This is a genomic window from Marcopretia estuarina LEGE 06307 (genome assembly GCF_056633115.1).
Genome location: NZ_JBSJOY010000003.1, coordinates 60135 through 84496, shown reverse-complemented (window position 1 = coordinate 84496; position 24362 = coordinate 60135). Strand labels below are relative to the sequence as shown.

The window sequence follows — 24362 nt, the reverse complement described above, 5'->3', positions numbered from 1 at the left end:
CAGGCTTTCAGGCTCTCAGGCTGGCAGCGCTTCGAGCAGTTGCTGCAGTGGCGACGGCGACGGGGCCGGCAACCAGCGACCCGCGCGCAGCACCCGCCGCGGTACAGGCCGGGCCAGCAGGTCGCTCCAGCCGGAGGCGCCCAGCAGGAGCAGATCAGCGGGTGCCCCTGGTCGCACCACCCCGTCCCAGGCCAATCCCATCAGGCGGCTGGAGGCGGTGGTGAAGGGCATCAGGCCCTGGCGCTGCCATGGGGCCAGGTGAGCGGCCGGCATGGAGAAGCGCAGCAGATCCAGGGGATCGAAGTCTCCGCCCGGATACCAGGGATCCTGCACGTTGTCTCCCCCCACCGCCACCGTCACCCCGGCGCGCTGCAGCTGGCGGATCGGTGCCAGCGGGCGTTGGGCGGGGGTGTGGCCGTCGCGGTGCCCCAGCAACCAGAGGTTGGTGGTCGGCAGCGCCACCACCGCCAGCCCCGCCTCGGCCATGGCGTCGGCGAGGGGCAGCAGGCGGCGCACCGGTAGCTGGGACATGCTGCAGCTGTGGCTGCAGCACACGGGCACACCGATACGGAGCTCGATCACGAGGCGGGCGGCCAGGGCCACACCGGCGCCACCGCCATCGGCGCTTTCGTCGATGTGGAGGTCCACGCCGCAACCCAGGCCATCGGCCAGGCGCAGCAGAGCCCGCAGTCCTTCGCCATCGGCGCCGTCGGGGGGGAACGGGGCGCCCAGCACGCCGCCCAGCAGCACCCCGCCGGCCGCGGCTGCACTCTCCCCCCGCCGGCCCAGCAACTGACGCGCCAGTTGCTCGCCTGCCGCGGTGGCCCAGTGCCGCACCGGCACCAGCGCCACCAGTTGCAGCGGCAGCCGCTCCGCCCACGCCTGCTGCAGATCGAGCAGGGCCTCCCAGCTCACCTCGGCGCCGGGGCCGAGGCTGTCGACATGGCTTCGAATGGCCCGCAGGCCGTAGCGCCAGCCTTGGTCCAGGGCACGCTCCGCACGCGCGTGCACCTGTTCCACACTGCGTTCGTGATGCTCGCGCTGGTTGGCGGCCAGGGCGCCCGCCATCGTTCCCGTCCGGTTGGGATGGCGCTCCCAGCTGAAGGCCTTGTCGAGGTGGGCGTGGGGCTCCAGCAGGGGGGTGAGGGCGAGCGGCAGCCGTGCCTCGGCCTGGGCTGGATAGGGCTTGATCGCGGTGAAACGCCCTTCGGCATGCTCCAGCTCGACGGCTACCAGGCCATCGGCATCAGCTGCCGGCAGGTGGACGGCGCCTGGATCCAGAAGGCAGCGCGGCAGCCGCAGGGGCGGCAGGGGTGTGGCGCTCACGGTCTGGCGTCGCTGGTGGCGCCTGCGTCGTTCTCCTCTCTGCCGTCCTTCGAGGTGGAGAGGATCACGAAGTGCCCGGCGCCGGCCAGGGTGATGACCCGGTAGCGGGGAATGCGCAGGAAGGGCAACACCTCCTGGCCCCCGATCTCCGTCTGGTACAGGCTGAAGACGCCGAAGTTGTGCCGCGTCGTGCCCTGCCGGGCCAGGGCGCCAAGCACCTGCGACTGGCTGCGGATCAGCTCCGGGCAGTTCTGCACCACCAGCCGCAACGGCATCGGCAGCCCATCGGCGCCGCAGACCTCCTCCACCGCCAGTTCCACCAGCTGATCGCCGGCGAAGCTTTCGAAGTCGTTCGGTGGAGGGTTGGTGAACAGGAGGGCCAGGGCGGTGCCTCCGAGGCCAGCCGCTCCGGCCAGCAGCGGCCAGAGGCGCGAGGCGGATGGGGGCGCGGCGGGCAAGGGGCAGCAGGCGGGGCTACTTGATACATTGGCAAAGACCACGGCGGGCGTAGCCAAGTGGTTAAGGCAGCGGCTTGTGGCGCCGCCATTCGGGGGTTCAAGTCCCCTCGCTCGCCCTCAAAGCCGCCACCAGTCGATCGGCTGCTGCGCGGCTCCTCACCGGATCCCCGCAGGGGAGTCCGGTTTTTTTCTGCCCATCCGCGCAGGCCGCCGCCGCTTCCGCCTCCCCCAGCAGCGCCGTGTTGAGCGCTACGGCCCGCACCCGCACCGGCGGCAGGCCGCCCGGACGGCCCAGCGCCGCCAACTGCTCCACCGCCGCGATCAGCTGAGGCAGCGGGGGGATGGGGATGGTCGGATGCCGCGAGATCGCCCGCTGACCGGCGCGATGCACCAACAGCAGACCGGTTGGCTGGCTGCCGCGCAGCAGCGGCAGGGTGGCGGTGGAGCCCGGATGACAGAGCGAGCCCTGGCCTTCCACCAGCACCAGGGTGGCGTCGTTGCAGGCCGCCACGGCCGGGTCGCCGCCCCCACCGGCCTGGCAGGCCTCCAGCACCGCCCCCTCCACGGCCCCGGCGGCGTAATCCACGCGCACGGCATCGAGCGGCACCCCGCCGCCGCTGATCAGGATGCCCGCCTGGCCGGTGCCCACGAAGCGGGCGTCGAGGCCTTGGCGGCGGGCGGCGGCCACCAGCTCCAGGCAGGCGCTCATCTTGCCCACGGCCATGTCGGTGCCCACAGCGAGCAGACGCTGGCCGGGCAGGGCTGCGCAGCGTGCCGCAGCCACCTGCAGTCCTGGCGGCTCCTGCCGCAGGTCCCAGATCCACTGCTGGGGACCGCGCAGGGCCGCCAGCGCGGGGTCGTCGGCCAGGCGAGTGTGCAGCCCGCTGGCCACATGCAGACCGGCCTGCAGGGCGGCGGCCACATCGCGGCGCAGTGCTTCCGGCAGCAGGCCGCCCGAAGGCGCCAGCCCCACCACGGCCACCTCCGGGCCGTAGGGGAGAGCCTCCGCCAGGCTGGCCACCACCGGAATGGCGCGGGGGATGCCGGTGACCTGCTCCAGCGGCAGACCTGCCTGCGCCGGATCGATCACCGCCACGATCGGCCCGCTGCGGTAGCGCAACAGCGCCAGGCCCGTCTTGCCGGACAGATTGTCGAGGCCATCGTGCTGCAGCAGCACCACCCGGGCCGAGGCGCTCAGCACCGTGGCGGCTCCGGCGGGGAAGGGCCGGCGGCGGTCCCATCGGGGACGGCACCCTCTGAGGGGGGCTGACCCAGGCCCGGCCGGGAGCTGGGGCGCAGGATGTCGCCATCCCGCTCCGGCTCGCTGAAGGGGTCGTCCACCAGGTTGAGGTGGCTGTCCAGATCGGGCCAGCGCACCAGCGGCAGCAGCTGGGCGGCGGCCCCGTTGAGCAGGGCGCTGTCCGAGTAGCAGCCGAGCATCAGATCGAGGCCGAGGCGTCGGGCGGTCTGAGCCATCAGCCAGGCCTCCGACAGCCCGCCCGTCTTGAGCAGCTTCATGTTCACCCCATCGACATGGGGGGCCAGCCGCAGCAGGTCCTGCAGATCCCAGCAGCTCTCGTCGGCCACGAGCGGGATCGGGCAGTGCAGGTCGAGAGCGGCGAAGGCGGCGGCATCGGCCTCCGGATCCTGCAGGGCGGGCAGCGGCTGCTCCACCAGCACCACCCCCTGCTGCGCCAGCCAGGGAATCAGCTGGCGCGCCGTGGGCAGGTCCCAGCCGCCGTTGGCATCCACCTGCAGCTCGGCGCCGGGGAACCCTGTGAGAGTGGTGGCCACCGCCTGCACCAGGGCCCGGTCGTGGTCGGCACCATCAGGGCTGCCGAGCTTGAGCTTCACCCGCCGCGGCCTGACACCGAGCCGCTCCTGCCAGCCCACCAGCCGGGCGCGCACCTGCTCCACCGTGCCCAGCCCCAGGGTGACGCTCGTGGGGGTACAGGCCTGGCGATCGAGACCCCAGAGGCGCCAGAGCGGCTCGCCCAGACGGCGGCCCCACCAGTCGTGCAGAGCCAGATCAACGGCGCAGCGGGCCGGCGGCGAAAGCCCCGCGAGCAGGGGCTGAAGGGCCTGCCGCTCGCTCGGATCGCGGGGGCGGCCGAGGGCGTCGGGGCTTTCCAGGCGCGGCAACAGGGCGTCCAGTTCCGCCGCCACGTCATCGGTGCTGAACCGTCGATGGCCGGTGTCGAAGCCGCCGGCCTCGCCCTGGCCGATGGTGCCGTCGTGCTCGATCTCCACCAGCACACGCTCCACCCCACGCGAGGTGCCGCGGCTGATCGTGAGCGGCACGGCCTTGGTAAGGAAAAAGCGGCGAAGACGAGCGTGCATGCTCGGAAAGGGGCGTGCATCGGTTCCCCCCACCGGCAGTCTCCGCCATGGCCGGTGGTTTGCGCCATCCCCGGCTCCTCGCGCCGTGATCCGCAGACGCACCCTGCCCAGGGATCCATGCCATGGCCGAAACTGGTGCGATGAGCGCGACCCCACCCACCAAAGGCAGCTACTGGATCACCACCTTCGGCTGCCAGATGAACAAGGCCGATTCCGAGCGCATGGCCGGAATCCTCGAAGCCATGGGCTACGCCGCAGGCAGCGATGAACATTCCGCTGATCTGGTGCTTTACAACACCTGCACGATCCGCGACAACGCAGAACAGAAGGTCTACAGCTATCTGGGCCGCCAGGCCCAGCGCAAACGCATCAATCCCCACCTGACCCTGGTGGTGGCGGGCTGCGTGGCCCAGCAGGAGGGAGCGGCGCTGCTGAGGCGCGTGCCCGAGCTTGATCTGGTGATGGGCCCCCAGCACGCCAACCGGCTCGGCACCCTGCTGGAGCAGGTGGCCAGCGGTCAGCAGGTGGTCGCCACCGACGACCACCACATCCTCGAAGACATCACCACCGCCCGCCGCGACAGCGCCGTCTGCGGCTGGGTCAACGTGATCTACGGCTGCAACGAGCGCTGCACCTACTGCGTGGTGCCCGCGGTGCGGGGCCAGGAGCAGAGCCGCACCCCGCAGGCCATCCGGCTGGAGATCGAGGGGCTGGCGGCACGGGGCTTCAAGGAGATCACCCTGCTGGGCCAGAACATCGATGCCTATGGCCGCGACCTGCCCGGCATCACCCCGGAGGGCCGCCGCGCGCACACCCTCACCGACCTGCTCCATGCGGTGCACGACGTGGAGGGGATCGAGCGGATCCGCTTCGCCACCAGCCACCCCCGCTACTTCACCGAACGGTTGATCGAGGCCTGTGCCGTGCTGCCCAAGGTGTGCGAGCACTTCCACATCCCCTTCCAGAGCGGCGACGACGACGTGCTCAAGGCGATGGCGCGGGGCTACACGGTGGAGCGCTACCGCCGCATCCTTGAGCGCATCCGGGAACGCATGCCCGATGCGGCGATCAGTGCCGACGTGATCGTGGCCTTCCCCGGCGAAACCGATGCCCAGTTCCGCCGCACCCTGGCCCTGATCGAGGAGATCGGCTTCGACCAGGTCAACACCGCTGCGTACTCGCCCCGCCCCGGTACCCCCGCCGCCGGCTGGCCCGGCCAGCTGAGTGAAGGCGTGAAGGTGGAACGGCTCCAGGAGATCAATGCCCTGGTGGAGACCACCGCCCGGGCGCGGAGCCTGCGTTATCTGGGCCGCACCGAAGAGGTGCTGGTGGAGGGGCTCAACCCCAGGCATCCCGATCAGTGGATGGGCCGCACCCGCACCAATCGGCTCACCTTTTTCCCCGCCGCTGAGGCTGACCCTGCGGCAGCCCGGGCACAGCAGGGAGCAGCCCCGGGGGCAGGGACGATCCAACCGGGGTCGCTGGTGCCGGTCAGGATTGAGTCGGTGCGGGCGTTTTCGCTCTCCGGCCTGCCGCGTGTGCCGGCACTGAGCTGCTGAGCCGGCGGGCCGCGTCTTCCCAGCACTGATACGTTTGGCCTCTCGCTTTCGGCCCTGCGGCCTGACTGACGCCATGCCCTCAGCCCCGTGCACGATCGGACTGGTGTTCGGAGGGGTCTCCGGGGAGCACGCGGTCTCGATCCGCTCGGCGGTCACGGTGGCCGGTGCCCTGCGCCGTGGCGCCAACGTCGGCCGCTACCGCCTCTGCTGTTTCTACATCGACCTGCAGGGCCACTGGTGGCCGCCGGCGGTGGCCGATGCGGTGCTGGCCCAGGGCGTGCCACCGGCGGCCGACCAGTTGCCGGCCACCCCGGTGCGCGCCGGCTTCCAGGGCCTGCCCACCGGCGCCGCTGATGTGGAGGTGTGGTTTCCGGTGCTGCATGGCCCCAACGGCGAGGACGGCACCATCCAGGGGCTGTTCAGCCTCATGCAGGTGCCCTTCGTGGGATCCGGCGTGCTCGGCTCCGCCGTGGGCATGGACAAGCTGGCGATGAAGGCCGCCTTCGCCGCCGCCGGTCTGCCCCAGGTGGCTTACCAGGGCGTGGATGCCGCAGAACTGGAGGGCCAGGGTGTTCCCCTGAAGCTGCTCGAGCGACTGGAGCACCATCTTGGCTACCCCTGCTTCATCAAACCGGCCAACCTCGGCTCTTCCGTGGGCATCAGCAAGGCGATCGACCGTCCCAGCCTGCTGGCCGGGCTGCGGGAAGCGGCCCGCCATGACCACCGCCTGGTGGTGGAACGGGGCGTGAAGGTGCGGGAGCTGGAGTGCGCCGTGCTGGGCAAACGCCAGCTGCGCGCCTCGGTGGTGGGCGAGATCCGCTTCGACGCCGACTGGTACGACTACACCGCCAAGTACAGCGAAGGGCTCAGCCACACCCTGATCCCGGCGCCGGTGGCGGAGCCGGTGAGCGAGCGGGCGCGGGCCATGGCCATCGAGGCCTGCCGGGCGGTGGCGGCCGAGGGGCTCGCCCGGGTGGATTTCTTCTACGACGAGGCCAGCGGCGATCTCTGGCTCAACGAGATCAACACGCTGCCGGGCTTCACCTCCCAGAGCATGTATCCGATGCTCTGGGAGGCCACTGACCTTCCACTGGAGGGTCTGGTGCACGAGTTGGTTCAGTTGGCGAGAGAATCACGCCGTGATCTGCAGGCAGGAGCTCAGGCGGCATGACGCACGGATTGCTCTGGCTCCCGCTGCTGCTGGTGTTTGTATTGCTCACGGCGCTGGGCTGGCTGGAGCGCCGGCGGCAGCGTCTCTTCCGCGACTGGGCCTTGGGGGCGGAGCTGGCCAAGCTCGATGGCTGTGGGGCGGCGCTCCTGCGCGACGGCCAGCTGATCTGGAGCACGTTTGAAGCGGGGCAACTCAAGCCCCAGGGCGAGTTCCAGATCAGCAAGCTGGAATTGCTTGAGCTGATGGCGCTTGGATCCGGTGATGCGCCGCTCACCGAAGAAAGCCAGGGCAGCTGCCGGCTCAGGCTGGTGGGCAACGGGGTGCAGAAGGATGTGCCCTTCTCCGATGCCGAGCGTGCACGCCGCTGGATGCACGACCTGATGGCCCGCTCCCGTTGCGAGCTGTGAGCCAGGCCCCTCTGCCTCCTGGGGTGGAGCGGCGCCGCCAGTTGCGCCTTCAGCGCCGCAATGAACGCCTGCGCAATGTCTGGCGTCTGCTGCTGCTCTCCGCTGGTGCCGCCGGTCTGGGGTACGGGCTGCTGCGCCAGGGCTGGTCGTTGCGGGGGCCGGATCAGGTGCTGGTGATCGGCAGTGAGCAGGTGAGCCGCGAGGAGGTGATCCGCGCCGCCCAGCTGCGCTTTCCACTCACCCTGTTGAGCCTGCAGCCACGGGAGCTCAAGGACCGGCTGGCGGCGACGTTGCCGGTGGAGCAGGTGGGCGTCCAGCGCCTGATGCTGCCGCCCCGTCTGCGCATCGATCTGGTCGATCGCCAGGCGGTGGCCATGGCTGAACGGCGCACCCCTGCCGGCCTCCAGCGGGGCTGTGTGGACCGGCTCGGCAACTGGATGAACTGCGGCCCCCACCAGCTGACGGCCAAATCCGGCGGCGTCTCACCCAGCAGCCTGCTGGTGCTGGGCTGGCAGCCGGCCTACCGAGCGCCCCTGGCCCAGGTGTTGGCTGAACGGGAACAGCTGGGTGGAAACCTCAGCCAGATCCGCTTCGAGCCCACCGGCACAATCGTGCTGCTCACCCGCAACCTGGGCGAGGTGCGCCTGGGGCCCCCAGATGGCCAGCTCACCCGTCGCCTCGAGGTGCTGGAGCATCTGGAAGAGGAGCTTCCCGCCCGGGTGAAGGGCAAGCCGGTGAACACGATCGATCTGAGCGATCCCGACCGACCGGAACTGGGCCTCAGCGTGCGCACGCCTGCGTCTGCCGCCCCTCGCCGTACCCCACCCACTACCAACTGAGACCACCGATGCCGTTGCAGCTGCCAGCCCGTGCGCTCAGGCCTTTCTCCTCACCTGACGGGCTCGGTTGCGAGAATGGAAGATTCGGGCGAATGTGTGGGATCAGACAATCCTTTTCCCGCACCTGAAGGACATAATGCTGTCCGAGATGAACGGTTCAGCGCGCTTGATGGAGACTGCACCGGAAGGCCTCCCCCTCGTCGACCACGTTGGCTCCAACGGACACGCCGTGACTTCTTCTCATCCCAGCAGCAACGGCATCGTTCCCAGCCAGACGGCCCGCATCGAGGTGATCGGCGTCGGTGGTGGAGGAAGCAACGCCGTGAACCGGATGATCGCTTCCGATCTGCAGGGGGTGGGCTTCCGAGTGCTCAACACCGACGCCCAGGCCCTGCTCCTCTCCCAGGCCCAGAACCGGCTGCAGCTCGGCCAGAAACTCACCCGCGGCCTCGGTGCCGGTGGCAACCCTGCCATCGGTCAGAAAGCGGCGGAAGAGTCCCGCAATGAGCTCCAGGAAGCGATGCAGGGTGCCGATCTGGTGTTCATCGCCGCAGGCATGGGGGGTGGCACGGGCACCGGTGCGGCACCGATCCTTGCCGAGGTGGCCAAGGAGTGCGGCGCCCTCACCGTGGGGATCGTCACCAAGCCATTCAGTTTCGAGGGTCGCAAGCGGCTGCGCCAGGCTGAGGAGGGCATCGCCCGTCTGGCGGAGCACGTCGACACCCTGATCGTCATCCCCAACGACCGCCTGCGCGATGCCATTGCCGGCGCTCCCCTTCAGGAAGCCTTCCGTCACGCCGACGACGTCCTGCGCCAGGGCGTCAAGGGCATCAGCGACATCATCACCAAACCGGGCCTGGTGAACGTCGACTTCGCTGACGTGCGCTCGGTGATGACCCTTGCGGGCACCGCTCTGCTGGGCATCGGCGTGGGCTCGGGGCGCTCCCGCGCGATCGAGGCCGCTCAGGCGGCGATGAGCAGCCCGCTGCTGGAATCGGCCCGCATCGACGGCGCCAAGGGCTGTGTCATCAATGTGAGCGGCGGCAAGGACATGACCCTTGAGGACATGACCACCGCGGCGGAGGTCATCTACGACATGGTCGACCCCGACGCCAACATCATCATCGGTGCCGTCGTCGACGACCTCCTCGAGGGCGAGATCCACGTGACCGTGATCGCCACTGGCTTTGAGAGTGGTGCTCCTTACCGCTCAGAACGCTCCACCCCCTCCTTCGCCACGCCGCCAGCCGCCGAATCCCCCGCCGATCACCGCGGCGCCAAGATTCCTCCCTTCCTGCTCAACCGCCAGTCCCACCTCCGCGAGGAGTGAAGCGTCAGCCAGCTCGAGGGTTCCTTAGGGCGTCTGGCGATGAGCTACGGCCTGTGCGCGGATCTCAGTCGAGCTGATCCCGTTCTATCGAGAGCTAGCGGCGTAGCAGCTTGGCCGGCGGGTCTCAGCGGCGGAAGGCCTGCGTTGAAAGCCGAAAAGCCTGTGTTGAAGAGGGTGACCCGGAGACCACGCCTGCCTGGAGCATCCCGTGTGGCTGCTCCCTTCCAGGCCTGACCAGATTTGGGCGTCCGGGCCGCGTGGGTCCGAGTCGTGGCGATGCTAGCAAGGGGGTGCCTGCGCCCTAGCTCGCGTGCCCCTGCGCCCTGCAGATCTGATCCAACGCAAGCAGGCCGGTCTGCCGATCCGGGTGCTCACTGCCTGGGATGCCCTCTCGGCGGCGCTGGTGCAGGCCGCCGGCGTGGAAGCGGTGCTTGTGGGCGATTCGCTGGCGATGGTGGTGCTCGGCCACGCCACCACCTTGCCGGTCACGCTGGAGGAAATGATCCACCACACCAAGGCGGTGGGCCGCGGCTTACAGGGCGCTGCGGCGGAGCGGCCCATGGTGATCTGTGATCTGCCCTTTCTCAGTTATCAGTGCGGCGGTGATCTGGCCATGGCTGCCGCCGGCCGGGTGCTGAAGGAAACCGAGGCGGCGGCGGTGAAGCTGGAAGGCGGTGAGGCGGAAACCGTGCAGGTGGTGGACCGGCTGGTGCGCAGTGGCGTGCCGGTGATGGGGCACCTCGGTCTCACCCCCCAGTCGGTGCACCAGCTGGGCTACCGGCGCCAGGCGAACGATCCGATCAGCCAGGAACGGTTGCGGCGCCAGGCCAGGGATCTAGAGGCGGCCGGCTGCTTCGCCCTGGTGCTGGAGCATGTGCCTGCCCCGCTGGCTTCCAGCCTGCGGAGCCAGCTCGCGATTCCTGTGATCGGCATCGGTGCCGGCGACGACTGCGACGGCCAGGTGCGGGTCACGGCCGATCTGCTCGGGCTGACCAGCCGGCAGCCGCCGTTCAGTCCGCCACTGATCGATGGGCGCCAGCTGGCGGTGCAGGCCCTGCGCCAATGGACGGAAGACTGGACGCCCGCTGCTCCCACCATTCGACCATCACCCGCAGCACCGCATTGCTGAGGGCGAGGCCGGCGGGATCGCTGAGCCGCCAGCGCCCCCCCTCGATCCGCAACAGTTCGCGGCAGTGGGCGCCTGAGAGCTGGGCCAACAGATCCTCGAGGTCGGCGTTGCTGAGGCCATGGCGGCGGGCCAGCTCGGCCATGGCCACCCCCTCGCGCCGCCGCAGCCCCACGATCATCAGTTCATCGAACGCCATGCCGCCACCGCTGGGCTCAGTTGCCGGCTGGTCTGTTTCTGTGGCTTTGGGCTGTTCCATCCCCTCTGTCAACCAGGCGGCATAGGCCGCGCGGGTACGGGGCCGGGCCAGCCGCAGGCCGTAAGGCGCCGAGGTGGCACCCATGCCGAAGCCCCACCAGCCCGCGCCGCTCCAGTACACGCGGTTATGGCGGGAAGCGTGGCCAGGCCTGGCGTAGTTGGAGATCTCGTAGTGGCCGTAGCCAGCCGCGCGCAGGCGCTCCCCGGTGAGATCCATCAGGTCGGCGCCCAGATCCGGCTCCGGCAGCTCCAGCTGGCCCTGCTGTTGCCGCCTGGCGAACACGGTGCCGGGCTCCACGATCAGGTCGTAGATCGAGAGGTGGGGCGGGCTCAGGGCAAGGGCCTGCTCCAGTTGCCCGCGCCAGTGGGCCAGGTCCTGCTGCGGCAGGCCCTGAATCAGATCCAGGCTCCAGCTGCGCAGGTCACCGTGCTGGCGCGCCTGCTGCAGCCAGCTGGCCGCTTCCAACAGATCCCGGCGCCGGTGGCGCCGCCCCAGCCGTTCCAGCACCCCGTCATCGAAGCTCTGGCCCCCCAGGCTGACGCGGTTCACCCCCGCCGCCAGCACACCATCGAGCCGGGGGCGATCAAAACTGGCGGGATCCATCTCCAGGGTGATCTCGGCCCCGGCGGCGATGCCGTAGCGCTGCTTCAACGCCTCCAGCACGGTGCGGATCTGGCCAGGGGTGAGCAGCGAAGGTGTGCCACCCCCCAGATACACCGTGGAGAGCGGCGGGCCGGCGGGGCTGGCGGCGATTTCGCTCAGCAGCAGCTTCAGGTAGGCCTGGATCGAGCCGGAGCTGGCGCCATCGGCCCGATCACCGAGCGGCACCACGGCGAAGTCGCAGTAGAAGCAGCGCCGCTGACAGAACGGGATATGCACATAGGCGCTGCGCGGCCCCCGGGATTCACCAGTGGTGGGGATGTCCATCGCCAAATGGTCGGTTACGACGCCCGGTCAAAGCGACCGGAATCGGGCATGCTGCAGGTCCTGAGCTGAGGGACCCCACAACCGAACCCATGGTGGATCCGCTCATCCTGCTGCTGTTTCTCATCTCCGGCGCCGCCACCGGCTGGCTGGGGGTGGATCTGCTGCCGGAAAACCTGCTGATCCAGGTCACCAATCTGGAGGGCCTGCGCTGGGTGCTGGGCGGTTTCGGTGCCTTCTTCGGTCTGTTGGCGGGCTTCTTCTTCCAGCTGCTGCGCCGCCGGCTGATGCGGCAGGTGCGCACCATGCCCACCGACCTGCTGGTGAGCCGGGCGGTGGGCTTGATCCTGGGGCTGCTGGTGGCCAACCTGCTGCTGGCGCCGATCCTGCTGCTGCCGCTTCCCTGGGAGGTGGTGTTCGTCAAGCCGTTGGCGGCGATCCTCAGCAACGTGTTCTTCGGCGTGCTGGGCTACAACCTGGCCGAGGTGCACGGCCGCACCCTGCTGCGCCTGTTCAACCCCTCCAGCGCCGAGGCGTTGCTGGTGGCCGAAGGGGTGCTGCAGCCCGCCACCGCCAAGATCCTCGACACCAGCGTGATCATCGACGGCCGCATCCGGGGGCTGCTGGAGTCGGGATTGCTGGAGGGCCAGGTGATCGTGGCCCAGGCGGTGATCGACGAACTGCAGCAACTGGCCGATTCCGGCAACGCCGAGAAAAGGGGCAAGGGCCGGCGCGGCCTCAACCTGCTGGCGGCGCTGCGGGAAACCTACGGCCGCCGCCTGGTGGTGAACAGCACCCGCTACGAGGGCAGCGGCGCCGACGAGAAGCTGCTCAAGCTCACCGCCGACACCGGCGGCACCCTGCTCACCGCTGACTACAACCTGGCCAAGGTGGCCCAGGTGCAGGAGCTCAAGGTGATGAACCTCAGCGCCCTGGTGGTGGCCCTGCGGCCTGAGGTGCAACCAGGCGATGCCCTGCAGCTCAAGATCGTGCGTGAAGGCAAGGAGGCCGATCAGGGCGTGGGTTACCTGGAAGACGGCACCATGGTGGTGGTGGAGGCTGCCCGCAAGCGCATCGGCCAGCGGCTGCCGGTCACTGTCACGGGCGCCCTGCAGACGCCCACCGGCCGCATGGTGTTCGCCCGCTGCGACCATGAGGATCCCCGACCTGCCGCCGAGGTCCGTCAGCCCGCAGGCCCCCGCTAGGCTCCCAAGAGGTTTTCCGGGCGTTCCCTGATGTCGGTGTCGGCTCCCTACTACGGCGATTCCGCCGTGATGCGCACACCGCCGCCCGACCTGCCGTCGCTGCTGCTCAAGGAACGCATCGTTTACCTGGGCCTGCCCCTCTTCTCCGACGACGACGCCAAGCGCCAGATGGGCGTGGACGTGACCGAGCTGATCATCGCCCAGATGCTTTATCTGGAGTTCGATAATCCCGAGAAGCCGATCTTCTTCTATATCAATTCCACCGGCACCAGCTGGTATTCCGGTGACGCGATCGGCTTTGAAACCGAGGCCTTCGCTATCTGCGACACGATCCGCTACGTGAAGCCGCCGGTGCACACGATCTGCATCGGCCAGGCGATGGGCACCGCCGCGATGATCCTCTCGGCTGGGGCCAAGGGGCACCGGGCGGCCCTGCCCCATGCGTCGATCGTGCTGCACCAGCCCCGCTCCGGCGCCCGCGGCCAGGCCAGCGACATCCAGATCCGCGCCCAGGAAGTGCTCACCAACAAGCGCACCATGCTGGAGATGCTTTCGGAAACCACCGGCCGCAGCGTGGAGCAGCTCAGCAAGGACTCCGACCGCATGACCTACCTCACCCCCCGCGAGGCTCTGGAATACGGCCTGATCGACCGCATCCTCACCACCCAGAAGGTGCCGGTGCCACTGGCTGGCGCCGTCTGATGCCGCGCGGGCCGGCCACTCCTGCCTGCTTGTTTCCGCCTTCCTGTTCCCGCAACGTTTTCCGCACCCTCACCACTCCCTCGCCATGCCCATCGGCACCCCCAGCGTTCCTTACCGTCTCCCCGGCAGCCAGTACGAGCGCTGGGTGGACATCTACACGCGGCTCGGCGTGGAGCGCATTCTCTTTCTGGGCTCGGAGGTGAACGACGGCATCGCCAACAGCCTGGTGGCGCAGATGCTCTACCTCGATTCCGACGACAACAGCAAACCGATCTACCTCTACATCAACTCGCCGGGTGGCTCGGTCACGGCGGGTCTGGCGATCTTCGACACCATCCAGTATGTGAAGTCGGAGGTGATCACCATCTGCGTGGGTCTGGCGGCCAGCATGGGCGCCTTCCTGTTGGCGGCAGGCACCAAGGGCAAACGGCTCGCCCTGCCGCACGCGCGGATCATGATCCACCAGCCCCTTGGCGGCACCAGCCAGCGCCAGGCCAGCGACATCGAGATCGAGGCGCGCGAGATCCTGCGCATCAAGGACATGCTCAACCAGAGCCTGGCGGACATGTCCGGCCAGAGCCTGGAGAAGATCGCCAAAGACACCGACCGCGACTACTTCCTCAGTGCCGCCGAGGCCAAGGCTTACGGGCTGATCGATCGGGTGATCGACCACCCCAGCGAGGTCTGAGCCCGAGGTCGGGTGGGGCGCGACCGTAAAGTCGCTGTTTGCCCTGCCCGATTCGCCGGATGGCCCAGCTTTTCTACGACTCCGACGCCGATCTGAGCCTGCTTGACGGCAAAACGGTGGCCATCATCGGCTATGGCTCCCAGGGCCACGCCCATGCCCTGAACCTCAAGGACAGTGGGGTGAATGTGGTGGTGGGCCTTTATGAAGGCAGCCGCTCGGCCGAGAAGGCCAAAGCCGATGGCTTGGAAGTGCTCAGCGTGGCCGAGGCGGCCGAGCGGGCCGACTGGATCATGGTGCTCCTGCCCGACGAAACCCAGAAGAAGGTCTACGACGCCGAAATCGCGCCCCATCTGAGCGCCGGCAAGATCCTCAGCTTCGCCCACGGCTTCAACATCCGCTTCGGCCTGGTGGTGCCTCCCAAGGACGTTGACGTGGTGATGATCGCCCCCAAGGGTCCCGGCCACACCGTGCGCTGGGAATACCAGAACGGCCAGGGCGTGCCCGCCCTGTTCGCGATCGAGCAGGACGCCAGCGGCCAGGCCCGGCCCCTGGCCATGGCCTACGCCAAGGCGATCGGCGGCACCCGCGCCGGCATCCTTGAAACCAACTTCAAGGAGGAAACCGAAACCGACCTGTTCGGCGAACAGGCCGTGCTCTGCGGTGGCCTCAGCGAACTGGTGAAAGCAGGCTTCGAAACCCTGGTGGATGCCGGCTATCAGCCCGAGCTGGCCTATTTCGAGTGCCTGCACGAAGTGAAGCTGATCGTGGATCTGATGGTGAAGGGCGGTCTCACCGCCATGCGCGATTCGATCTCCAATACCGCCGAATACGGCGATTACGTGAGCGGCCCGCGCCTGATCACCGACGACACCAAAGCGGAGATGAAGCGCATCCTCGCCGACATCCAGGACGGCACCTTCGCCCGCAATTTCGTGGCCGAATGTGAGGCGGGCAAGCCCGCCATGACCGCCGCCCGCGAGCGCGATGCCCACCATCCGATCGAGAAGGTCGGCAAGGGGCTGCGCGCCATGTTCAGCTGGCTCAAAGTGGCCTGATCCTGAGCAGCCAGCCATGCGCCGCGGCCTGCTTTCCCTGGCCTGGGGAAGTGCCCAGGCAAGCGCCAGCCTCACCCTGGCGTCCGCGGCCTGGCTGGTGAGCGGCCTCACGGCCTCGCCGCTGATCAACAGCCTCCTGCCCGTGCTGGCCACGGCGGCGGCACTGATGCCGTTACCGCAGCAGCCGTTGCTGGGCAGCCTGTTGCAATTGCTCGCCACCCTGCTGCTGCTGGCCATCGGGCTGCACGGCCAGAACCTCGACCCTGCCACGGCTACTGCCTCAGCCACTGGCGCAGCCTCTGCTGCGGTCGGCGGCGGTGTTGTCCTGCCCCTGGCGCTGGCCTTGCTGGCGGTGCTGCTGTTCGGACTGGGCCTGCAGATCGGCCAGCTGCCGCTGCAGCGGTTCCTGGTGGGAGCCCAGGGGATTTCAATGCGGCGTCTGCGCTCCGGCTCCGAGCTCGGCGCCCTGCTGGGCCACCTGCTCACGGCCCTGCTGTTTCCGATCGGCAAGGCGGTGCTGCAGTTCTCGCAGGCACTCGTGCTGCTGCTGCCGCTGCTGCCTGCTGCCCTGCTCTCGCGCCGCCCGGGTCGTCGCCACCTCCCCCCTCGCTCAGGCCCAGATCTCGCCTCAGCAGGATCCTCTACGGCCTTAACAGCTTCCGCCGCCACCGCCGTAGCCGCTTCCACCGCAGTGGCGGCGGCCGCTGGGGCCAACCCTGGCGGCGGCGTGTCCTTGAACTGGCGCTGCTGCCTGCAGGGGATTCTGTTCGGCAGCCTGTTCGGCTTGCTGCCCCTCTGGGTGCGTCAGCTCGGGGGGGGCAGCTGCTTCGATTTCGGCATGGTGCTCACCGCCTACGGGCTGGGACGCCTCCTCGCCGCCGCAGGACCCGCTGGCTCCCTGCCGTCCCCGCCTGCCCTCGTTGCCGCAGCGGCGCACCCCGGGCCGTGGCGGCTGCATCCGGCCCGGGGCCTTCCCTACCTCCTGCTGGCCTTCACGCTGGCGGCCACCCAGTGGCTGCCGGGCTGGGGCCCCCTGGTGCTGTTCCTGCCGATGGGGGCCCTGGCCGCTTTGAGCGATGCCCGGCTGGTGGCCACGCTGGACACTCATCCAGATGACTCCGCCACGGACGAGCCGCTGCGGTGGCAGATCCTGGCGCGCTCCAGTGGTGTCGGAGCCCTGGCCGGCAGCCTGCTGATGGGCGGCACCGCCCAGTTGCTTGGTCTGCCTCTGGCGCTGCCCCTGCAGGTGCTGGCGTTCGCCGCCGCCGCCGTGCCCCTGTCACTGGCGGGCCGCCGCCGAGGACTGGCTTGAGCAGCAGCGGTGCAGCTGCTGCCCTGCTGGCCTGGCTGACCGTGGCAGCGGCCTGCGGACTTGACCGCTGGCTCGGCGATCCCGCCGGCTGGCTGCATCCGGTGCAGGTGATGGGTTGGTGGATCAGCGTCTTGCGTCGGAGCGCCGAAGCCTGGGCCGGCGATCGGCCTGGGCGGCTTCGCCTGGCCGGTGCCTGCATCACCGTGCTCTTGGTGGGCGGCAGTGCTGGCGCCGGTTGGCTGCTGGAGGCGCTGGCCTGGCGCCAGCCGGCGCTGGGTCTGCCGCTGCTCTGGCTGGGCCTGACCAGCTGCCTGGCGGGAGCAGGCCTGGAGCAGGCGGTGCGGGCGGCGGTGGCGCCGCTGGAGCGGCATCCGGCCGAGGCCCCGCCCTCTCCCGAGGCACTGGCGGAGGCCAGGGGTCGCCTGGCGTGGATCGTGGGCCGTGACGTCGACCAGCTGGACGAGGCCGGCATCCTGCGGGCAGCCGCAGAAACCGCCGCCGAAAACAGCGTGGACGGGCTGTTTGCCCCGCTCTTCTGGCTGCTTGTGGGCGCCGGCCTCTGGCTGACGGCTGGATTGATGCCGCCCGCAGCGGGCCTGATGGTCTCCGCAGACGGTCTGATCGTGACTGGGCACACCCTGGCCCACGGTGTGCCCCCTGTGCCCGGGCCGCTGGCGCTCGGCTGGGCCTTCAAGGCCAGCAGCACGCTGGATTCGATGCTGGGGTACCGGCGTGGGCGGCTGCGCTGGCTGGGCACCGCCGGCGCCCGGCTCGACGACCTGCTCACCTGGTTGCCCTGCCGTCTGGTGGCACTCACCCTCCCGCTGTTGCAGGCCGGCCGTTCGCAGGCCGTGGCCCAGCTGCGGCTGGCCTTGCGGGAGGGCGGCCCCGACCCGTCGCCGAATGCGGGCGTGTCGCAGGCGGCCTTCGCTGCCGCCGCCCACCTGCGCCTTGGCGGCGCCAATCACTACGGCGGTGTGCGGATCGACAAACCGTTGCTCGGGGCGGGCTGGCCGGCAGCAGACCAGGCAGGCGTGGAGCGCCTGTTGCGGCTGTCCCGGCAACTGGAGCTGCTGTGGCTGCTCGTGGCGTTGCCGCTGCTGGTGCTCATCGCGGACCTGAGACCGCGTTGACTCCTGGTTGTCCACGCGCGGCTTGACTCTGGCTGCCTGCGACTGATTGGCTTCCAATGCCGTCAGACGCGGCTGGCTGCGCTCGGAAAACTCGGTTTGCCGGACGCCAACCAGTCTGCGTTGCTCAGTATGCGCCGCGGTCTCTCGGGAAGAGGACCACGCCCACAGTGCGCAGAATGATCGAAAGATCGGCGCGGAAGCTGCGGTGGCGGGCATAGGCCACATCCATCCGCACCCGTTCGGCGTAGCGGAGATTGTTGCGCCCCGACACCTGCCAGAGGCCGGTAATCCCGGGCCTTACTGCCAGCACCTCATTCATGCGGCGCCCGTAGCGCCTGAGCTCGTCCCTGACGATCGGCCGGGGACCCACCACGCTCATTTCACCTCGAAGCACATTGAGGAATTGGGGCAGCTCATCAAGGCTGGAGCGACGCAGAAAGCGGCCAATCGGTGTGATCCTGGGATCGGCCTTGAGTTTGAAATCCTTGCCGTATTCGCGTTTGAGTTCAGGGGATTGCTCGAGCAACGCCTGAAGCATGAGGTCAGCATCTTTACGCATGGTGCGGAATTTGATGCAACCGAAATCGCGGAAGCCCCGTCCGATGCGCCGCTGCACGTAGAACACCGGCCCAGGCGAACTCACCTTTACTAGGGCTGCCAACATCAGGAACAACGGGCTACCGAGCCCTAGCACCGCCAGCGAAAAGACGATGTCACCGGTCCGCTTGACCACCCGGGATGTGGTGCTCTGGGCTTCGATCAATTGCGCCGCGGTGGGCCGATCGCGGGAAGTCGGCACGGCAGTGAGTGCGGATCTCCTGCCTGGCAGCGGGGTGATGGCGGAGGAAGTGGCGGACAGGGCGGCGGAGTGGGAAAGGGTGGAAGGGGTCGCTGATGCGGACAGGAACGGTGGCAGGGTGGCGGGTCTGTAGGGGTTGCTGCTGGCGTTCACCATCTCACCCCTTGGTGTTGAAACTCTAAAAATCGTTTTGTTCTCCCACAAGCCAGCAAGGTCACTCAGACCAGAGGCACAGCCAGGGCCTCTCAGCACCCTTGAGGTCCACAGTTCTGGACGCAAACTGCCGCACGACGCAGCGCCCTGCTCACCATGGGGCTCTGTTCAACTCTGAGCGATGCTTACCTTTGCGCGCTCTGGCAAGCCGCTCGGCTCCGGCAGGCTCAACTCAGAGTGTGCGTTCCCTTGGAGCCGTGGCTCAGCCCTGGGGCCATGGAAGGGGCTGACGGCCCTGACTCAGGCGGACCCCGTGCTGCTGCCAGTAGCGCTCCAGCAAGCCCAGCAGCCGCTCCCGGAAGCGCTCGGGGGCGAAGGTCTCGGCCCATGCCCGTTGCCGCTCGGGCGGGAACCGGGACCAGAGGCGTTGCTGTTCGAACTGCTCCAGTGCTGCCACGAGGCTGGAGCTGGTGGGCGCGTCGAACAACAGGCCGGTGGGGTGCGCGCTGCCGCTGTTGAGGCAACGGACACTGTCGAGCAGGCCCCCCTGCCCCAGACCGATCACTGGCGCTCCCGCCGCCATGGCCTCCACCGGCGCGATGCCGAAATCCTCCAGGCCGGCATGCAGAAATGCTCGGCAGCGACCCATCAGGCCGTTCACCTCCTCCTCCGAACAGCGCCCGAGGAAACGCACGCTCGGACCCGCCAGCTGCTCCAGGCGCTGCCGTTCCGGCCCGTCACCCACCAGCCACAACGGCAGACCGGTGCGGTTGAAGGCCTCCACCATCAGGTCCACCCGCTTGTAGGGCACCAACCGGCAGACGGAGAGATAGAAGTCGTCGCGGGGCAGATGGCAATCGAAGCGATCGACCGCCACCGGTGGGTGCAGCACCGCACTACGGCGGCCCCAGTAGCGCCGGATGCGGCGTGCGGTGAAGCGGGAGTTGGCGAGGATCCGATCGACGCGACCGGCACTGACCACGTCCCACTGACGTAGTTGGTGCAGCTGCCAGCGCAGCAGCGGCCCCAGCGGACTGCGGGCGATGGCGGAGCGCGACAGGTAGGCGTGCATCTGGTCCCAGGCATAGCGCACCGGGGTGTGCACGTAACTGACGTGCAGCTGTTCGGGGTCGGTGAGCACGCCCTTGGCCACCAGATGGGAGCTGCTCAGCACCAGCGGATAGCCCCGCAGGTCGAGCTGTTCGATCGCCAGGGGCAGCAGGGGCAGATACTGCTGCACGTGACTGACCCCCCAGGGCAGTTGCTGGATGAAGGAGGTGCGGATCGTGCGCCTGTGCAGCCAGCTCTGGGGCCGGCGGCTTTCCCCGTCCACAAGCGCGAACAGGTGCGGATGCAGCAGGGCGTCCATTTCCTGGACCACCAGCTCCGAGCCGCCCACGGACCGGGGGGTGAACCACTCGTGAACGAGGGCGATCTGGTCGGGCACCCTGGGCATGGCGGCACGGTAGGCGCTCCGATGGCCTGCGAGGTCACGAAAGCTCTCAGTGGATTGCCATCCCTGCCGCTGGTCTGGATGCTGAACCCAGTCCATGGTCGCCATGCCGATTCGCGATCTGCTTGAAGACGCCCTCGAGGAACCCTCGATCGGCGAGACCGACTGCTTCCAGTGGCATGCCACGGCTGTAGGCATCGCCGCGCTTTGGCGTGCGGGTCAACCGCCAGCTGTACCTCCCTTTGAGGTGGCACTGAAGGAAGGCCTGCTGGTGGGTCTGGATCTGAGCCGGGAGGAGCGCGAGTTTCACCAGCTCCGTAAGGGCCTGGTGCTGCTGTTCCATTCCTGAGGCCTGCGGAAAGCTACCGAGTCATTTCTCCGTCGGCGCAGCCAGCCGGATTGGTCTTAGTGCTCATAAGCCGGGGCTACCACGACACTGTTGCGTCCGCTGCGTTTTGCCGTGTAAAGCGCTTTGTCCATGCGTGCCAGGAAGGTATCCGCGTCGTCTTCCTCAAGGTGCAGCGAAGCGACTCCGAGACTCATGCTCACCGAGGTGGCAACATCTCCGCTAGAGATCCTTAGCTCCTGCACTTTGAACCGCAAAGATTCAGCGATCACCAGAGCTCGGTCCTGTGGGCAGTCAATCAACAGGATCACAAACTCCTCGCCTCCATAGCGAAAACAATAGTCAGTCGCCCGTATGCCGGTGCTGACCGCATGGGCTACGGCCTGAAGTGCTTTGTCTCCAAAGGGGTGTCCGAAGCGATCGTTAATCTCCTTGAAGTGATCGATATCAAGAAGAATCCCCGTCAAGGGATGCTGACTTCGCTTGGCTCTGGCCACTTCCTCTCCTAAACGCAAATGAAAATCACGCCGATTTCTGCAGCCAGTGAGCGCATCTGTCATGCTCAGCTCGGCCATCTGATCGCGAGAGCGAGCGAGCTCAAGCGTAAGCTGATTGATTCGTTGAATTCGCATGTTGATCAGATTGATCATTGTGGCGAATTCGCTGATTGCGGTTACAGCCAAGGTTGGCATCAGCATGCTCGATTCTCCTGAGAGTTCGGCCCGTGGCTCGGATGTCAATGGCTTCAATAGCTTCTGTATTTCATTCTCAAACATCCTGGCAAGCTGTTCGGTGATCAAGACCCCTACAAGCAACAACAAGCCAAGAAGGCCAAAAGTATGCAAGGATTCCCTCTGTAGCTTCCTGATGAGTGGGGCCGCTGGAGAGACAACGCGTGTGATCACCTCATTGGAGGCAAGGGGAGAAGTCCCTTGGGAATCCTGATTTAGCATTTGAACTTTTGTTTCCCAGTAGCTATTCAGTAGCTTCATGAGGGGAACATCGCCTTCTTGAGGGATCAAGATCGTGAGTCCATTCTGAGTGATGAATTTTGCGCTGCCATTCACGTACTGGTGATCCAGGATGTGGAAAAGAGCTGGGTTTGAATTGACTCTGCTGACTTTGGTCTGGCTGTATTGGGTGGTGACTTTGCGTTCTCTTTCAATTGCAACACGCTCTCTGCCAATCCAAAAATCTGATCCTTTGTCTTTCAAAAAGGAATCGGGAAGGGATCGGGAGGCATGAGCAATGTTGACCAAGTTGTTCAGTTCATCGCGTTGCGAGACTTTGACGAGTTGATTCGCAGACAGCCCCCATGTGATCAGTGAAGGCGTGAGCAAGGAGAGAAGGCCAAAGGCGAATATTGCCGTTCGTATGGAAACGCTCTGATCCGGCCTTGGTCGGATCCACAGCCGATAAACCAGGACCAGCAACACGGCCATCAAGGTATTGAGGACCCCATTGACGGCCTGTTTGAGAGCGATAAGGGTAGTAGGGGTAAGATCAACTCCCAGGAATAGGTGATAGAAAACGAATGTAAGTGGGATGCCAGCAAGAAGCCAAAACGTCAGATCGTGAAGGATGATGCGATCGTTGATAACGCGTTCCTGGGCCTTGGACTCCCTGTTTGTGGCAACCGATAGCCAGGTGATTTCAAGAACATAAATAATTGTTCCCCACGGATGCCCCCATGTGGCCCAGGTGACAAGTGCTGCGAGCCCGCCGATGGCCAATCCCCACCACTGCTGCCAGATGAGGAGTGCAAGAACGGCAAAGATCGAGCCAAAAAAGATATGAATGCCAATCGTAATTGGAACATTGATTAGGGTGCCAAAGATGGCCCCCCAGAGGAGTATGGCAAAGGCCGGGATCGTGGGATGTGGTTGGCGGGCCGGCAAAAAGTGTTTTCCGGAAGGAAATGGCTCCAAACTTAATATACATGCTTAATGATTGATGCGCCTGCCAAGTTTCGTATGGATCGTTACTGGGCCTCTTCTGCCGGCTGATTTTGTGCGCTCGCTTGCCTCCTCAGGAAGGCTTGTATGCCGTCAACAGGGCTTGTTGTTCGCCCTGTCCCCCGAAGCGCCTCTGCCCGTGAGCGCGTGCCGATGACCATTCCCTGAGAATGTGATCGGTGGCCTCCGTCAGAATGGAGAAACATGTCTCTTGGGCTTTCTGATGACCCCATCTGCCCAGTTCTGGAGCCACAAGCCCTGGTGGTGCCAGCCTTGGTCGATCGTCGGCACCGGCCTTGCTATAGGCGCGGCCAGCCTTGTGCTGCTGCCTCGTTGGTGGATCTCCGCACCGGTGGTGGCCGCCGTACTGGCGTGGTGGTGGCTGTTCCTGGTGCTGGTGCCTGCTGCTGCCGAAGATGGCCAGCTCATGGACGCTGGTGGTGTGACTGATCCGGGCGTCAATGAATCCCCGGACCTGGACCCGTGACCGGGTGTGACCAGCGGACGAACAGCTGTGGAAATGGCAACCGATCTGACAGCAGGGGAGTGCCCAGACCCTTGAATAGGGTGTCTCTCATGGCGCTAACGCAGGGACCCTGCCGATGGCGATCCGCATGAGCCCTGATCAGAGAACGACACCATGAGCTACGAACCGGGTACGAACGAGTGCCGGTTGCTGATCGACAGCAAAGCCCAGATTGAGCTGGCTCTGGCCAGCCTCGCCAAACTCGAGAACACCGATCACATCCGCCTGCAACTGCTGGCGGTGTACAACCAGCTCGAAGGCCTCCACGACCTCAGGCGGGCCAAGCGCCCGGGGCCGATTCCTGCTGGAGCTCTCCCGGATGAAACCGATTGACAAAGTCCTCCAGGGGCATCGGGCCGCAATGTCGGCTCCAAATGGACTCATCCTCGGAGCGCGACCACATCGAGATCCGCAGGGGCCAGCGGCCTGAGGCCCTGAACACGATCCGATAGCGGTAGAGGCAGCCAAGACAGTGATCAGGGGAGGGCACGGGCTCTCCTTCCCCATAGCGACGCAGAAAGCCCGTGAGCAGCCCACCGCCGCCGCCTCCTGCTCCTGGGTGTTCGGCTTCGCCGTCAAGGCTTGCCGTTTCCAACCGCAGAGCAGCGGCGGCCGGGTTGCCCGCGTGGGGCAGGTGCAGATGAAGGGCTCCCCAGCCAGGGAATCCCAGGAAGGAAAAAACGGCTCGGGTGGCCATCACGGCATGCACAGAAGATCCACCCCTCCATTTCCCGCCCTGTCCCAGGGGATCGCGCGCCGGTGCTCCTCCCGTGCGTTCGTTTTGCTGCCGGGGGGGTTGGCAGGCCTGCTGGGTGCTGCCCTGCTCACTGGCTCGGCTCCCCCAGTTCCCTCGCCGCCGGCGTTGGCGGGTCTGCTGCGGGTGGGCTGGCCGGTATTGGCCGCCGACAGGCATCTGCGCAGGCTCGGCTGGCGCCCGGCCCCTGGGCGCCAGCCGGATGCGCTTGATCGCAAGCTGGCCGGCAACAGCCTGGCCAGCCTGAGTGACTGCTCGGGCACGGGCCTGGGTTTCTGCCGCTACGACTACCGCCGCGATGCCGTGAACCTCAGCGTGATCACGCTGCCAGAGCAGGCGATCTTGCAGCAGGTGATGCCGGCGCAGAAGCTGATCGAGGCGGGACAGGTTGAGCCGAAACCGCCAGGTGCAACAGGTGGTGCTCGCGTGGTGCGCTGGCTGCATGCCGATTCCGGGCGCACCTGGGGGCTGTGTCCCGGCAGCGAGCTGCCTCACCGGCTGGTGTCCTGCCCCGAGCCCTGAGCTCGCTGCCACCGCATGGG

Annotated in this window: 24 protein-coding genes, 1 tRNA gene and 1 other RNA gene; 17 read left to right on the top strand and 9 right to left on the bottom strand. The window is 67.2% G+C overall.

Annotation, left to right across the window (positions count from 1 at the left end; genetic code table 11):
* Window positions 1-15 precede the first annotated feature (15 nt).
* The gene (locus ACWJI3_RS07980; protein ID WP_480203409.1) at window positions 16-1326 is read right to left on the bottom strand and encodes an amidohydrolase family protein; all 1311 of its coding nucleotides are present in this window, start codon (window positions 1324-1326) and stop codon (window positions 16-18) included.
* Complete coding sequence (locus ACWJI3_RS07975; RefSeq protein WP_255099746.1) at window positions 1323-1841, bottom strand: DUF4359 domain-containing protein; 519 nt, start codon at window positions 1839-1841, stop codon at window positions 1323-1325. Before ACWJI3_RS07975 ends, ACWJI3_RS07980 begins: the two co-directional genes overlap by 4 nt.
* Here ACWJI3_RS07975 and ACWJI3_RS07970 point away from each other — a divergent pair.
* A tRNA-His gene (locus ACWJI3_RS07970) sits at window positions 1828-1900 on the top strand. The genes ACWJI3_RS07975 and ACWJI3_RS07970 overlap by 14 nt on opposite strands.
* On the opposite strand, the gene ACWJI3_RS07965 is transcribed toward ACWJI3_RS07970, so the two are convergent.
* On the bottom strand, window positions 1882-2985 hold the full coding sequence (locus tag ACWJI3_RS07965; RefSeq protein ID WP_094510343.1) for an N-acetyltransferase DgcN family protein: 1104 nt from the start codon (window positions 2983-2985) through the stop codon (window positions 1882-1884). The two genes, ACWJI3_RS07970 and ACWJI3_RS07965, sit on opposite strands and share 19 nt — an antisense overlap.
* Complete coding sequence (locus tag ACWJI3_RS07960) at window positions 2979-4124, bottom strand: dipeptide epimerase (protein ID WP_480203408.1); 1146 nt, start codon at window positions 4122-4124, stop codon at window positions 2979-2981. Before ACWJI3_RS07960 ends, ACWJI3_RS07965 begins: the two co-directional genes overlap by 7 nt.
* Before the next feature lie 122 nt (window positions 4125-4246).
* On the opposite strand from ACWJI3_RS07960, the gene miaB reads away from it, so the two are divergent.
* From miaB to ftsZ, 5 genes are all read left to right on the top strand, one after another.
* On the top strand, window positions 4247-5683 hold the full coding sequence (miaB, locus tag ACWJI3_RS07955) for a tRNA (N6-isopentenyl adenosine(37)-C2)-methylthiotransferase MiaB (RefSeq protein WP_480203407.1): 1437 nt from the start codon (window positions 4247-4249) through the stop codon (window positions 5681-5683).
* Between the two features lie 73 nt (window positions 5684-5756).
* Window positions 5757-6854: a D-alanine--D-alanine ligase family protein gene (locus ACWJI3_RS07950; RefSeq protein ID WP_094510346.1), complete on the top strand. Its 1098-nt coding sequence runs from the start codon at window positions 5757-5759 to the stop codon at window positions 6852-6854.
* On the top strand, window positions 6851-7261 hold the full coding sequence (locus tag ACWJI3_RS07945; RefSeq protein WP_094510347.1) for a hypothetical protein: 411 nt from the start codon (window positions 6851-6853) through the stop codon (window positions 7259-7261). Before ACWJI3_RS07950 ends, ACWJI3_RS07945 begins: the two co-directional genes overlap by 4 nt.
* On the top strand, window positions 7258-8100 hold the full coding sequence (locus tag ACWJI3_RS07940) for a cell division protein FtsQ/DivIB (protein ID WP_233132719.1): 843 nt from the start codon (window positions 7258-7260) through the stop codon (window positions 8098-8100). The genes ACWJI3_RS07945 and ACWJI3_RS07940 overlap by 4 nt, the downstream gene beginning before the upstream one ends.
* A 169-nt stretch (window positions 8101-8269) precedes the next feature.
* The gene (ftsZ, locus tag ACWJI3_RS07935; RefSeq protein WP_399220081.1) at window positions 8270-9430 is read left to right on the top strand and encodes a cell division protein FtsZ; all 1161 of its coding nucleotides are present in this window, start codon (window positions 8270-8272) and stop codon (window positions 9428-9430) included.
* Between the two features lie 173 nt (window positions 9431-9603).
* Here ftsZ and ffs read toward each other — a convergent pair.
* Window positions 9604-9700: signal recognition particle sRNA small type (gene ffs / locus ACWJI3_RS07930), an RNA gene on the bottom strand.
* A 46-nt stretch (window positions 9701-9746) separates the two neighbouring features.
* On the opposite strand from ffs, the gene panB reads away from it, so the two are divergent.
* Complete coding sequence (gene panB / locus ACWJI3_RS07925; protein WP_094510463.1) at window positions 9747-10559, top strand: 3-methyl-2-oxobutanoate hydroxymethyltransferase; 813 nt, start codon at window positions 9747-9749, stop codon at window positions 10557-10559.
* Here panB and hemW read toward each other — a convergent pair.
* Window positions 10441-11742, bottom strand: a complete 1302-nt coding sequence (gene hemW, locus ACWJI3_RS07920) for a radical SAM family heme chaperone HemW (RefSeq protein ID WP_480203406.1) — start codon at window positions 11740-11742, stop codon at window positions 10441-10443. The genes panB and hemW overlap by 119 nt on opposite strands.
* An 89-nt stretch (window positions 11743-11831) precedes the next feature.
* Here hemW and ACWJI3_RS07915 point away from each other — a divergent pair, with 89 nt between their 5' ends.
* The 6 genes from ACWJI3_RS07915 (at window position 11832) to ACWJI3_RS07890 (ending at window position 17834) form a co-directional block, all read left to right on the top strand.
* Window positions 11832-12944 (top strand): PIN/TRAM domain-containing protein, encoded by a 1113-nt coding sequence (locus tag ACWJI3_RS07915; RefSeq protein WP_094510350.1) that lies wholly within the window; start codon window positions 11832-11834, stop codon window positions 12942-12944.
* 30 nt (window positions 12945-12974) lie between these two features.
* Complete coding sequence (locus ACWJI3_RS07910) at window positions 12975-13646, top strand: ATP-dependent Clp protease proteolytic subunit (protein ID WP_094510351.1); 672 nt, start codon at window positions 12975-12977, stop codon at window positions 13644-13646.
* Window positions 13647-13731: 85 nt separating this feature from the next.
* Window positions 13732-14334 carry an ATP-dependent Clp protease proteolytic subunit gene (locus ACWJI3_RS07905; RefSeq protein WP_094510352.1) on the top strand — a complete coding sequence of 201 codons (603 nt, stop codon included), beginning with the start codon at window positions 13732-13734 and terminating at the stop codon, window positions 14332-14334.
* Window positions 14335-14393: 59 nt separating this feature from the next.
* On the top strand, window positions 14394-15389 hold the full coding sequence (gene ilvC / locus ACWJI3_RS07900) for a ketol-acid reductoisomerase (protein ID WP_094510353.1): 996 nt from the start codon (window positions 14394-14396) through the stop codon (window positions 15387-15389).
* Window positions 15390-15405: 16 nt separating this feature from the next.
* Window positions 15406-16701, top strand: a complete 1296-nt coding sequence (locus tag ACWJI3_RS07895; protein ID WP_480203405.1) for a hypothetical protein — start codon at window positions 15406-15408, stop codon at window positions 16699-16701.
* Window positions 16698-17834, top strand: a complete 1137-nt coding sequence (locus ACWJI3_RS07890) for a CobD/CbiB family cobalamin biosynthesis protein (protein WP_480203404.1) — start codon at window positions 16698-16700, stop codon at window positions 17832-17834. The genes ACWJI3_RS07895 and ACWJI3_RS07890 overlap by 4 nt, the downstream gene beginning before the upstream one ends.
* Window positions 17835-17958: 124 nt before the next feature.
* Here the strand turns inward: ACWJI3_RS07890 and ACWJI3_RS07885 are convergent, their stop codons facing one another.
* Together ACWJI3_RS07885 and ACWJI3_RS07880 are read right to left on the bottom strand one after the other, a co-directional pair.
* The gene (locus ACWJI3_RS07885) at window positions 17959-18789 is read right to left on the bottom strand and encodes an undecaprenyl-phosphate galactose phosphotransferase family protein (protein WP_255099737.1); all 831 of its coding nucleotides are present in this window, start codon (window positions 18787-18789) and stop codon (window positions 17959-17961) included.
* A 259-nt stretch (window positions 18790-19048) separates the two neighbouring features.
* On the bottom strand, window positions 19049-20242 hold the full coding sequence (locus ACWJI3_RS07880) for a glycosyltransferase (RefSeq protein ID WP_255099736.1): 1194 nt from the start codon (window positions 20240-20242) through the stop codon (window positions 19049-19051).
* Window positions 20243-20345: 103 nt separating this feature from the next.
* Here ACWJI3_RS07880 and ACWJI3_RS07875 point away from each other — a divergent pair, with 103 nt between their 5' ends.
* A complete protein-coding gene (locus ACWJI3_RS07875) occupies window positions 20346-20588 on the top strand; it encodes a hypothetical protein (RefSeq protein WP_094510467.1) in 243 nt (80 codons plus the stop codon).
* A gap of 56 nt (window positions 20589-20644) precedes the next feature.
* Here the strand turns inward: ACWJI3_RS07875 and ACWJI3_RS07870 are convergent, their stop codons facing one another.
* Entirely contained in the window at window positions 20645-22513 is a 1869-nt protein-coding gene (locus tag ACWJI3_RS07870) for a GGDEF domain-containing protein (protein ID WP_480203403.1), read from the bottom strand.
* Window positions 22514-22763: 250 nt separating this feature from the next.
* Between ACWJI3_RS07870 and ACWJI3_RS07865 the strand changes: the two genes are divergently transcribed.
* The 3 genes from ACWJI3_RS07865 (at window position 22764) to ACWJI3_RS07855 (ending at window position 24342) form a co-directional block, all read left to right on the top strand.
* Window positions 22764-23027 (top strand): DUF6737 family protein, encoded by a 264-nt coding sequence (locus ACWJI3_RS07865; RefSeq protein ID WP_233132723.1) that lies wholly within the window; start codon window positions 22764-22766, stop codon window positions 23025-23027.
* 153 nt (window positions 23028-23180) lie between these two features.
* Window positions 23181-23399 (top strand): hypothetical protein, encoded by a 219-nt coding sequence (locus ACWJI3_RS07860; RefSeq protein WP_094510356.1) that lies wholly within the window; start codon window positions 23181-23183, stop codon window positions 23397-23399.
* Window positions 23400-23862: 463 nt separating this feature from the next.
* Complete coding sequence (locus ACWJI3_RS07855; RefSeq protein ID WP_480203402.1) at window positions 23863-24342, top strand: hypothetical protein; 480 nt, start codon at window positions 23863-23865, stop codon at window positions 24340-24342.
* The last annotated feature ends 20 nt before the right edge of the window (window positions 24343-24362 follow it).